The organism is uncultured Subdoligranulum sp. (assembly GCF_937890665.1).
This window is the reverse complement of the sequence record NZ_CALADU010000256.1, coordinates 1-11,021: the sequence shown is the minus strand read 5'-3', so window position 1 is coordinate 11,021 and position 11,021 is coordinate 1. Positions and strand designations below refer to the sequence as shown.

The window sequence follows — 11,021 nt, the reverse complement described above, 5'->3', positions numbered from 1 at the left end:
AAAAAATGTCTAAATAAGACAGGTTTTGGCATATTTAACCATTATGATATCTTCAGGGTCAAAGAAAGAAGGTATCACATGTGGATGCAGAAGAACGCCGAAGGGAGATTCTGCATCATCTGAGTTTGACAGGCCAGGAGACAATGGAAAATCTGTCGACAATGTTTGGTGTCTCTGTTCGAACGATTTTTCGGGATATCGAGCAGTTGTCGGTAAGCAACCGCATCCGCTGCGTGCGCGGCAGGCATGGTGGTGGCGTCATTTATGAAGGTGATCGTCCACGTCTGACGCAAAAGCACTATCAGCTCCTGGAGCGGTTATCGCAAGGCCTTTCTGAACAGGATGCCGAAACCATGCAGGAGATCATGGAAGCTTTGACTCTACGCGGAGCCTGATCGCACCGCATACCTTGACAATTACATACCCAGCATGGCAGGTACGTTCCTGCCCCAGTGAGCAACACGGGAAGATGCGCCAGGACGCGCCATGTTCTGCATAACCATCGATGCCTACCCCATGAGGCATTATGCAGGATTTGACGCTGAGCGATCCCATCCAACCCGAAAGCAGTCACGACGGACTGTTTGCGATGACCTGGGGCAGGGGATAATGATACGCCTGCAGCCCCGCGCATCAGACGGGGTGGCCGGGCCCAGGTTGCAATCATGAGACCTTCGCCCTTGACCAGTGAGCGGTTGTATGCCAGCAGCCCGCCTGCCGTGTTCCTCATGCCAGGGGGCGAGCGGCAAATATGGCAAGTTATTACTCCTATTTCTTTCTTTTACGACCTCAACAACGTGTTGATGTCGAACCCGTGCGACGCAGCACAGCAAGCTGCTGCGCCGCATTATTTTGCCATCAACCGTAATGGAACGGGGGGATTCTGTTTGAATGAGACGATGCCGACCGGGTACGAACTGGCCCACCAGCAGGCCGAAACCATATTCCGCCACATTTTTCCTCGCCAGGAGATGACGGTGCGGGAAGGCCAGATTCAGCTGTGCCACACCATGCTGGATGCCCTGTTTGGCGGGGAAGTGGCCCTTTGCGATGCCGGCGTCGGCCTCGGCAAGACCTATGCCTATCTGGTGGCCGCTATCCTGTGGATGCAGCAGCGCGCACTGCCTTTACGGCAGCCATTGGTCATCTCTACTGCCAGCGTGACTTTGCAGGACGCAATTCTGAAAGAATACATTCCATTTTTGTCATCCGTACTAACGCAAAACGGATGTGATACAAACTGTACTTCGCAAGGGAAAGGGCCGCTACGTCTGTGACCTGCGCCTGCTGAAACGACAGCAGGAAGTGGCACAGCGCGGGGAAAAGTTTGCTCGGCGGCTGCATGTGCTTCGGGATGCAGATGCCTGCCTGGATCTGGATCAGATCCAAGGCCTGTCGGGATATGACCGGCGGCATATCTGCGTGCCGGAGCGATGTGCGAAAGACTGCATTGCGCGCCACCGATGTCGGTACCAGCGGTATCTGCAGCAAAGCGGGAGCGGCTCGCTCCTGATTCAAATCTGCAATCACAATTACCTTCTGGCGGATGCCATACACCGACAGAACGGCTGGAAGCCGCTGCTGCGAGATTACGGCGTGCTTATCATTGACGAAGCACATAAACTGCCGGAAGTCAACCAGCAGATGCAAACCCGGAACTTGACGGTAGCAGATTTGAACGATATCGCAGACCAGCTGGCAAGGGAGAATCTCGTACATGAATCGCAGAAACTGCGGCGAATCACGGATGAACTGGTTGCGGCCTTTGGGACCATGCAGCATGGCCGGGCGCGGGAAATCCCGTATGCCCCGCAGCAGGAACAGCTTGCAACACTCGATCGTCTCCATCATCAACTGTGCGAAAGAACTCAACAAGACGGAAGAAAACTTTCGCCACCGCTGCGGCGCGCAGTACAGCGCGTCATAGAGTTGACACAGTTGTTCCTCATGCCGAATGATTCGTCGACTATGTATGTGGAATATGCAGCTGAGCTGGGGGATAGCAAGCAAATTGTCTCACTGAACGCAGTGCCCAAAGACTTGCCGCAGCATCTATACACCACGCTGTGGAGCCAGTGTAAACCGACAATCCTGACATCCGGCACCCTGGCGGCCGGAGATGGATTCACCAATACAAGCAGACTGCTGGGCCTGGGGCATGGCGTTCCTGTGCGAAACTTGCAGGTATCCTCTCCGTTTGACTATGTGCATAACTGCTTGCTCGTGTTACCATCATCATCCGGCAAGCGGAAGCGTATGGAAACTAGCAATGAGCAAATTGCCAAGCAGCTCTGCCAGCTTATAGAAGCGGCGCATGGCCACGCGCTTGTCTTGTTCACTTCCTACGAACAGATGGGCGAAGTGTATGAATTGCTGAAGGATGCACTGGATTTACCTATTCTGCAGGCGCGCCGCGGGTCACAGGCAGTGGTGGAGCAGTTTAAGCAACTGGCAAACGGTGTGCTGCTGGCGGGCGGCTCCTGCTGGGAAGGAATTGATTTCCCCGGTGATCTGGTTTCGCTGCTTGTAATTGTGCGGTTGCCCTTCCCAGTGCCTGACCCGGTGCGGAAAGCCCGGCGCGAACAATACCCTGACCTGCACAGCTACATCCAGGCCGAGATCGTGCCTGAAATGCAGCAAAAACTGCGGCAGGGCTTCGGCCGGGCCATCCGCACCGAGAACGACAGCTGCGCGGTCGCCATCCTCGATCCGCGGGCCGCCCTCGACGGGCGGTACCACCAGTCTGCGCTGGATGCACTGCCGGACGGCATCCCGATCACAACCAAAATCGAAGACATCGAACCATTCCTTCGGGCACACAAAAGCCCCGATTATTTTTTTCCGAATTCCGAAAATCATTAACACAGGATAATATAATGGAGGAACACCATGAGAGCAATCTGCTTTATCCAGGAAGTCAAAGATTCAGACCTGACCATGCGTCAGCAGCAACTGATCTGCCACCGCGCTCTGCGCAAACTGCAGTGGCCCTGCGTGTGGGAATTATTCGCCCAGGCAGGCAGCGAAGCCCAACCGCTCTCTCTGCGCCCTGGTATGGTCGATCTACTGCGCGCCGCCGCTGCAAGTGAGGTGGATGTGCTGATAGTGGTCGATGTGGAACACCTGCACTGCGGCCAGGCGGAACTGGATGGCCTGCTTATGTCGCTATTGCAGTACGGCATCCATACATTCGGGGCCAAGAACGGCCAATGGATCGAACCCGGCGGACGGCACTGGATGATTCTGCCCGGCTACGATGAGATAGATGAGTGAACAGGAAAAAGACCGGGCGCTGTTCTATCCCCGCGCCTGGGTATACGTCAGATCACGAAATCGTCACCGGCTGGCGGAACAGAAACTGAATGCGCTCCAGGCGGCACAGCAGCAAGGCCTTGAGGTCGTCGGCACCAGCGAGGACCGGTGCGGACAGCACAGCATCTGGAGGCCGGGACTCTTCGCCCTGCTTTGGGCGGTGCGGGCACGGTTGGTAGATGTTGTGGTCGTGCCGCGCTTGTCCCGGCTGGCTGTGCATCGGCAATGGTTGGGATGGATGCTGCGGATGTTCCACAAACATGACGTTACGGTTGCCACCATTGAGTGTGAGCTTCGGTATGACCTCTACCGGCATGGATTAGATGGTGTTCTACTATAATGACAATATTGACCGTTTGAGGTTTCTCAGTATCAATGCATACCAATAGAACCAACATGACGGGATCGGCGCGATGCAAATGATTGACAACGTGCGCACAAACGGTTATACTTTAAGCAAGATGACTGGGAGGCGAAGGTTATGGCTAAGTCAGCAAACATCAATGTGCGCATCGATCCGGAAACAAAGAAGCGTGCGGAAGATTTGTTTTCCAGCTTTGGTATCACGATCACGGATGCCATCAACATATTTCTCCGTAAATCCATCATGGAGGGAGGCTTGCCGTTTGACGTCAGGCTGCCAGAACATCCGCTGGATGCCAGCCGTATGACTGCCGAACAGCTGGATGTCGCGCTGGAAAAAGGTTTTGCACAGCTTCAAGCGGGCCAATGTATCCCGGCAAAACAAGCGTTTGATGAAATTCGGGGAGAGGTTGGTGCATGACGTATGACGTGACATTGACCCCGCAGGCAAAGCAGGATTTGAAGGCCATCTACCGATACATCGCGGTGGATTTGGCCTCTGAAATCAATGCAAACCGATTGCTCGACCGTCTGGAAGAAAACATTCTTAAACTGGACACAATGCCGGAGCGTTTCCGCATTTATGATAGGGAACCATGGCGCAGCCGAAACTTGCGCGTGATGCCCATCGACCATTATCTTGTGTTTTATGTTTCAGATCGACAAACGCAAGCCGTGACTGTGCTCCGCGTTATGTATGGCGGCCGTGATGTGGCTGCTCAATTGGAGCGCAACATAACATAAAGCCAAACGATCACAAATCCAATCCGGAGCGAGTCCTCGAAAAGGGGAAATCGCTCCGCTTTTTTATTGCTTGGAATCAGTATTACGGTTAGTCAACCTCTATGCTGACAGTTCGGGCAGAACTTGAGTGAAGGCGCTATAATGCAAATTGATTATAATACGGAATCTCCTGCGCCCATTGTGGTGCAGGAGATTCGCTATGCGTTGGCATTATCTATTGTAAAAAATCTACTTGAAAATGGGGTGATCGACCGGGAAAATGCGACCAAAGTAACTGTTGCTCTTGCCAATTTATACGGCGTAAATCGGCGGGCTATTTAGTGGTTATTGTGAATGGATAATTCGCTCGCTGTGTGATAGTGTTGTCGTGATAAGGTCGGCCACCAGATAGATCAAACAACACAATATCACATAGGGAGGGCTGAGTCATGCCGCAGGTGGAAGTTATTAAACCGATTCGGCAACACGTGACAGCAAAGCTGCGCGTATGCGCTTATGCCAGAGTCAGCACTGATTCAGCAGATCAGCTCAACTCTTTCGCTTCTCAGGTGCAGTATTACACCAATTACATCGAATCCCGTGCCGATTGGGAACTGGTTGACATCTATGCGGATCGTGGGATCACAGGTACCGATGCCCACAAACGTGATGAATTTCTGCGCATGATGGAGGACTGCCGCAAGCGGAAGATTGACCAGATACTGGTGAAATCATTATCCCGCTTTGCCAGAAACACGGCGGACTGCATTGCTGCGATTCGGGAACTGAGACAACTGGGCGTGACGGTGATTTTTGAAAAAGAGCGCATCAACACCCGTCTGATGGCCAACGAGATGCTCATCAGCATGATGAGCGCCTTTGCGCAGGAGGAATCCGTTTCTATCGCCAAAAATCTGCGCAAAGGCATTTTGATGCGGATGAATTCCGGCAACTTCCGGCTTTCCAATCTTCCATATGGTTACGACCACTATGAAAACGGTCGCTTGTCGGTTCAGAATGGAGAAGCAAAAGCGATACGCTGGATCTACGATCGCTACCTTTCAGGATACGGCGTCAATCAGATCGCCAGGGAACTGCCGTGCCAGTTGCCGGCAGAAGCCAGAATCCGCGGCTCGAAGAATGGTATCCTATACATCTTGAGCAATGAACGCTATATGGGGGATGAGCTGCTGCGCAAATCCTTTACGAGTGATACGGTACCATTTCGAAAAATTATGAACTGTGGTCAACAGGATCAAGTTTATATCAGACATTCGCACGAGCCAATCATAGAGGCGGAGAAGTTCCATGCCGTTCAAACCCTCTTGGCAGAACGGCGCGGGCAATTCGGATGTGAGGAACCTCGGAAAACCTACCTGCTTACAGGGAAGCTTATTTGCAAATCCTGTGGCGCACCGCTTTACCGCAGGGTGACCGGCAAGGGCATATGCTGGATTTGCAAAAATCACGTATACCACCCTGAACGGTGTACGGAAAAGGGATATTCGGAGGCGGCCGTTTTGCAGGGGGCCCGATGTCTCTGCCGAAAATTGAGAACCTACAGCAAAGAACTGCTGCAATGGTACTTGCAGACCTTGCTGAAGATCGAATCCCATGACAGGGCTTGTCGGCCCCAGGTTCAAGATCTGTATCAGACAATCAACGATATATTAATCCAGAGTCATACCCTCCAACGCTTGTATGCGAGTGGGTGTATTGACTCTGGATTTTTTATCAGCAGGAAAAACGAGCTGGATCACCAGTTGACTGAAAATAAGGCCAGATTGCACGAAGCGAAAGCGACGCTGTGCGGGGACATCATCCGGCAGACTCGGATAATGATGGATGCCCTTGAGCAGGATGCAACGCCAACAGACGAGGTTATCTGGGGTCAGCTCATCGTAAAAGCGACGGTAGGGGAGGGGAGAATCTCCTTTAGCATGTTGAACGGGCTGGAATTGACAAGTCCCCTTGAGGAAGAAGGCTGATCAATGGAAAGAAAGCGGCGTTTCCCATTTGGCTACGCGATGCGAGAGGGACGCATTGTTCCAAATCCAGAGGAAGCCAAAGCGGTGGCGGTGATCTTTCAAAGCTTTGCATCAGGCGCTACAACGCCAACCATTGCCAATAGTATGACGGAGTTACAGATTCCGTACAGAACAGGAAGTGCCAGGTGGAATAAAAACATGGTGTGCCGCATCTTGGACAATGAGAAATATATCGGTGCAGACGGGTACCCAATCCTGCTGCAAAAAGAATTGTGGGATCGCGTAGCTGCAAAGCGCAAACAGGCACCGTCTGTTCGCCTGAACCCGGTCATCCGTTCTGTCAGGATGAAGATATGCTGTGCGCAGTGTGGACAGAAACTAAAACGGGTTTCCTATCATACACAGGGCAATGTGTACTGGCGGTGCGACCGCTGTGCCATTCAATTCCCATCCGTGACCGATCAGGCGTTGCTGGACACGATTCTGGAGAAACAAAACGGGATGGTTCGGCGGCCACAAAAAGTTATTCCAACAGAAGCAGGCAATATAACCTATACAATGGAGATGGTGCGGGATATGCAAATTCTGGACCACGCCATCAGCAATCCGCAAACTCGCACCGCTGAACTTTTACAGATGGCAGCACAGTGGGTGCAAAATGTGTATGCGTGTTGCCAGGAGGTACCGGATGCGGCGGAAAGTGATGCAATGGTTCGTATGCTGCAGGAGCTATCGCCAAGCAATACTTTAAATATCGAACTATTGAACCAGTGCGTGAAAAAAATCCTGATGCAGCCGGATGGAAACATTCAATTTCAGGTATGTAATGGAACCATTATCTAAGGGAGAGCAGACATGGCAGGCAATGAGGAACGAACCATTATACGGATCCCGCGAAAAGAATCATTGCAACAGAACGGGCGAAAACGTCTCCTGCGGGTTGCGGCCTATTGCCGTGTCAGTACAGAGCAGGAGGAGCAGGAGAGCAGTTTTGAAAATCAGGTGGATTATTACACCCGGTTGATCAACGGCAATCCAGAATGGAAGATGGCCGGGATCTACGCAGATCACGGTATCAGCGGTGTGCGGGATACGATACGGCCGGGCTTTATGAATATGATCGAGGATTGCAAAAAGCATAAAATCGACCTGAATCCCTGAGCCGATTTTCACGAAACACCTTGGATTGCATCAAGTATATCCGCTTGCTGAAAGGTCTGGGGGTGGCCATAGAATTTGAAAAAGAGGGGCTGAACACTGGCGAACTGAGCAGCGAAATATTCTTGACCTGGTTCTCGGCCTTTGCGCAAGCGGAAAGCGAGTCACTGAGCCAGAATATAACGATGGGAAAGCGACGTTTGATCCAGGCGGGAAAGGCTGCATTTCCGTATCATTCATTCCTTGGATATCGCCCCGGCCCGGATGGCCGACCAGAGATTGATCCCGAACAGGCAAAAACTGTAAAACGGATTTTTTATGGATACTTGGCTGGTAAAACCCCATCACAGCTGAAAGCCGAGTTGGAGCAGGATCACGTTCCATCGCCAGCGGGCAAAACGGAGTGGTCACGCGCAACGATTCAGAATATGCTTCACAACGAAAAGTATGTAGGAGATCTCCTGCTGCAAAAGACATACACGGCAGATTTTCTGACCAAAACAGTCAAGAAGAATCATGGAGAAGTTGAGCAGTGTTATGTTCGAAATAACCACCCGGCGATCATTCCGCGTGATATTTTTCAAGCGGTTCAGCTGGAAATGGCAAGACGAGGAAGCAAAACTAAGATTAACCCGAACAAAGGAATTTCGGGACGCAGTAAATATTCCAGCAAGTTTGCTTTGACAGAACGCTTGATTTGTGGTGAATGCGGCTGTATGTACCGCCGAGTTCTGTATACAAATCGGGACGGCAGCAAAACAAGAGTGTGGCGCTGCAGCAACCGCTTGGAAAATGGGAAAAAATTTTGCAAAAATACGCCGACCCTGAAAGAACCGGACTTGCAGAAAGCCCTTATGAAGTGTATTGCCGCACTGCTGGATAACAAAGAGAGTGTTAAAGAAGAAGTGATGCAGACAGAAGAAAACATCCTGCGCTATGAAGGGGCAACACAAGACCCGCACCAGTTGATAGACCGTATCCAGGAGATCGATCGCCAGACCAGTAACTTGCTGCTCCTGGTTGCGCACAGTGGGGATGCCAGCATCTATGAAGGAAAGTTCAAGGCACTGAAAGAGGAAAAACAGGCGCTGCAAACCGAATTGGAACGTTTGCAGCGCACATCCCAGATGGATGCCGAAGCACAAAACAGGATACAGAAAGTATGGGATTGCATCCAAAACACACCCACCGATTTCACCCAATACGACGATGACCTGGTCCGACGAATCGTGGAACAGGTCATCGTATACTCGAAAGAGCGAGTTATGGTGAAGTTTGTGGGTGGGTATGGCGTAATAATGTCAATGGGTAGCTAAAACAGACTAACAAAGAAGCCTATGGAAAACAAAAGATTGCTCGCAATAAGCAAGTTGTTTTGTTTCCATAAATAGAAGATTCGGATTCCTGATGGAATGCGCACAAAGATTATTTTGGCGAACTAATTGTAATCAACTGATGATACTGGAGTTTGCTCATACTCCATAAATTGTGCATATTCAGACAATTTCTTCTCACGAACCTTTGTCTCATAAGCTGCTGCAGATTTTTCTATCCTTTTCGCAATTATGAGCTTTTTAGAATAATATAGGTCGAAAACGGATATGACATCAAATAAAGTACAAATGGCACAAGCGATCGATATAGGCCAGTTGTTGTTAGAAAACAAAAGCGTACCAATAGATGCTGCAATAAAAGCGAAAGCAATAACTGCCATAATTATAGTCGATATACATTGATAGAATTTGAGTCTTCGCTGTTTTGCCAATCGGGCATATGCATCAGCTTGTTTGCGTATAGTCTCACGATGACTTTTTTCTTTTTCTAAAATTTCATAACTTTGCGCATTAAGCTTGCCTCTATATTCTTCGGCTTCCTGCTGCAACTGCCTCTGAAGCGCCCCGATTTTGCTTTCATAGCTGTCTTTTTGTGCCGAGATTTCTTGCTGATGTTGTGCAGCCAAATCAGCGGTTAATTTTTTCTGGTATTCTGCTTGGACATCTTTTACAGACTTTTCATTGATTTGTGTCAAATCACCGAAGGAATAGCGCCAGATATCATCTCGAAAAACTCTATCAGCACGCAACGCAACTATTTGTTCGGATGTCATTTTGCCGGAGTCTTTCAATTTTTGAAAGACTTGCTCTAATTTCTCCATGAGCTCTGGAATAGGTTGCATCGCACAATATGCATTTTTTAGCAGCTCTGTTTCAGGCAAATTAGAAACTTCACCACATTTTATCCAAGTAAAGGCGGAAAGATCACTGGCAGATATAGTTAGCGGAAATGTATGCTTATTGACATTGCTTTTATAGTAGAAGTTAAAAGCATGGATGAAATCAATATTATTTGTAACAAAAATATGATGGCAGGTTTCAATGGAATTACATGTATGATTTCCCCTCAATCTGTGGATTGCAAGTACAGATGTCACATCGTTTTCCAAGTTGCGATCGGTATAATGCGGAGTATGATCTCGAATATATGATTTTAGGCCATTCTCATCAAGAACGTGCGTTGGATCAACAGCCCCGTCAATATTTGTTGCATAGGGAGGAATATCAACTTCTGTAATACCGAAGCGATTTTCGAGCTTGCTGTTTAGTAACAAGATTTCGCGATCAACATCGTTAGGCGTATACGATCGGTCGTTCAAGCCCTCGAGAGTTCTTGCGGTATCAGGAACATGCCCTAGCAAAAGAGAGCGCTTATAGGCATGCAAGATGTTTGTGATCTCGCTTATTACATGCGGAAAGCAACGAATGGTTCCGTTTTGCCGCTTAATCATGTTGTATAGTGCAACCGCGTTTTCCTCATTTTCCTTTCCACTATAGCCTAACAAATCGAGTAAAATCGGTGTGTCATAATAAAAAGTAAGATCTGCATAGGTTGCTGTTTTGATATTACTATTGTCGGGTTGAATGTAAATGGCCAGTCGTAAAAAATATCCCTTAACTAAATCGATTAGGTATTGGTAAGAAATTGAGTGGTTATCCCTACATTCGAAAATGTAACGAGAAATGTAATAATCAATTTCATACTCGGAAGGAGAAATTTTAACACTTGCCAAATCATTCGTACCGACTTGTAGACTATAACGAGAAAAGAAGCTATACAAGGAATTGATTGCCTGATCCTTGGATTTTACTTTGGCTCGCTTACAATGAGAGGTTAGGAAAGTAAGTATTTCATTTCCTAAATAGTCTAAGTGCTCTTGACATTCACTTTTTCGTTTATCTATTTTTTCAATCTCAGCATCGATTGGCTTAGATAAATAGAACAGACCTGAGCGCTTTTCAATAGCATCAAAAGGATTACGCGATAGTACTCTCTCAATAATAGAAATGGGTATGTCTTCATATGCAAAATTTAGTTGAATATATTTTTGTACATCTCTTATTGAAATTTCATCATTGGGAGCAGTAAGTTTGGCAGTTGCATACATAACAAAAGGGGCTATCAAATCCAACATATCTTTTT

The 11,021-nt window shown here is 48.9% G+C and carries 13 protein-coding genes; 12 read left to right on the top strand and 1 reads right to left on the bottom strand.

All coding sequences use genetic code 11. The annotated features are described in order from the left end of the window. Positions 1 to 80: 80 nt before the first annotated feature. From Q0526_RS14345 to Q0526_RS14290, 12 genes are all read left to right on the top strand, one after another. Positions 81 to 395: an HTH domain-containing protein gene (locus Q0526_RS14345; protein WP_298734961.1), complete on the top strand. Its 315-nt coding sequence runs from the start codon at positions 81 to 83 to the stop codon at positions 393 to 395. Between the two features lie 285 nt (positions 396 to 680). After that, entirely contained in the window at positions 681 to 1,277 is a 597-nt protein-coding gene (locus Q0526_RS14340) for a hypothetical protein (RefSeq protein ID WP_298734958.1), read from the top strand. Further along, complete coding sequence (locus Q0526_RS14335) at positions 1,231 to 2,862, top strand: ATP-dependent DNA helicase (protein ID WP_298734955.1); 1,632 nt, start codon at positions 1,231 to 1,233, stop codon at positions 2,860 to 2,862. The genes Q0526_RS14340 and Q0526_RS14335 overlap by 47 nt, the downstream gene beginning before the upstream one ends. 27 nt (positions 2,863 to 2,889) lie before the next feature. Beyond that, a complete protein-coding gene (locus Q0526_RS14330) occupies positions 2,890 to 3,273 on the top strand; it encodes a hypothetical protein (protein WP_298734951.1) in 384 nt (127 codons plus the stop codon). Continuing rightward, complete coding sequence (locus tag Q0526_RS14325; protein ID WP_298734948.1) at positions 3,266 to 3,652, top strand: recombinase family protein; 387 nt, start codon at positions 3,266 to 3,268, stop codon at positions 3,650 to 3,652. Before Q0526_RS14330 ends, Q0526_RS14325 begins: the two co-directional genes overlap by 8 nt. Before the next feature lie 141 nt (positions 3,653 to 3,793). Further along, positions 3,794 to 4,096 (top strand): type II toxin-antitoxin system RelB/DinJ family antitoxin, encoded by a 303-nt coding sequence (locus tag Q0526_RS14320; protein ID WP_298734945.1) that lies wholly within the window; start codon positions 3,794 to 3,796, stop codon positions 4,094 to 4,096. After that, a complete protein-coding gene (locus Q0526_RS14315; protein WP_298734942.1) occupies positions 4,093 to 4,419 on the top strand; it encodes a type II toxin-antitoxin system RelE/ParE family toxin in 327 nt (108 codons plus the stop codon). Before Q0526_RS14320 ends, Q0526_RS14315 begins: the two co-directional genes overlap by 4 nt. Before the next feature lie 141 nt (positions 4,420 to 4,560). Then, positions 4,561 to 4,740 carry a hypothetical protein gene (locus Q0526_RS14310; RefSeq protein WP_298734938.1) on the top strand — a complete coding sequence of 60 codons (180 nt, stop codon included), beginning with the start codon at positions 4,561 to 4,563 and terminating at the stop codon, positions 4,738 to 4,740. Between the two features lie 107 nt (positions 4,741 to 4,847). Continuing rightward, positions 4,848 to 6,386 carry a recombinase family protein gene (locus tag Q0526_RS14305; RefSeq protein WP_298734935.1) on the top strand — a complete coding sequence of 513 codons (1,539 nt, stop codon included), beginning with the start codon at positions 4,848 to 4,850 and terminating at the stop codon, positions 6,384 to 6,386. 3 nt (positions 6,387 to 6,389) lie between these two features. Then, positions 6,390 to 7,229, top strand: coding sequence for a recombinase family protein (locus Q0526_RS14300; protein WP_298734932.1), 840 nt, complete (start codon positions 6,390 to 6,392; stop codon positions 7,227 to 7,229). A 12-nt stretch (positions 7,230 to 7,241) separates the two neighbouring features. Further along, complete coding sequence (locus tag Q0526_RS14295) at positions 7,242 to 7,547, top strand: recombinase family protein (protein WP_298734929.1); 306 nt, start codon at positions 7,242 to 7,244, stop codon at positions 7,545 to 7,547. Positions 7,548 to 7,567: 20 nt separating this feature from the next. Then, on the top strand, positions 7,568 to 8,860 hold the full coding sequence (locus Q0526_RS14290; RefSeq protein ID WP_298734927.1) for a recombinase family protein: 1,293 nt from the start codon (positions 7,568 to 7,570) through the stop codon (positions 8,858 to 8,860). Positions 8,861 to 8,982: 122 nt separating this feature from the next. Here the strand turns inward: Q0526_RS14290 and Q0526_RS14285 are convergent. Continuing rightward, on the bottom strand, positions 8,983 to 11,021 hold a 2,039-nt coding region (locus Q0526_RS14285; RefSeq protein ID WP_298734924.1), incomplete at its 5' end, for a hypothetical protein.

What these genes read in the sequence shown, in the direction of transcription:
- Q0526_RS14330 (WP_298734951.1), top strand. Translation starts at nt 2,890, where the DNA reads ATGAGAGCAATCTGCTTTATCCAGGAAGTCAAAGATTCAGACCTGACC.
- Q0526_RS14325 (WP_298734948.1), top strand. Translation starts at nt 3,266, where the DNA reads ATGAGTGAACAGGAAAAAGACCGGGCGCTGTTCTATCCCCGCGCCTGG.
- Q0526_RS14320 (WP_298734945.1), top strand. Translation starts at nt 3,794, where the DNA reads ATGGCTAAGTCAGCAAACATCAATGTGCGCATCGATCCGGAAACAAAG.
- Q0526_RS14315 (WP_298734942.1), top strand. Translation starts at nt 4,093, where the DNA reads ATGACGTATGACGTGACATTGACCCCGCAGGCAAAGCAGGATTTGAAG.
- Q0526_RS14310 (WP_298734938.1), top strand. Translation starts at nt 4,561, where the DNA reads ATGCAAATTGATTATAATACGGAATCTCCTGCGCCCATTGTGGTGCAG.
- Q0526_RS14305 (WP_298734935.1), top strand. Translation starts at nt 4,848, where the DNA reads ATGCCGCAGGTGGAAGTTATTAAACCGATTCGGCAACACGTGACAGCA.
- Q0526_RS14300 (WP_298734932.1), top strand. Translation starts at nt 6,390, where the DNA reads ATGGAAAGAAAGCGGCGTTTCCCATTTGGCTACGCGATGCGAGAGGGA.
- Q0526_RS14295 (WP_298734929.1), top strand. Translation starts at nt 7,242, where the DNA reads ATGGCAGGCAATGAGGAACGAACCATTATACGGATCCCGCGAAAAGAA.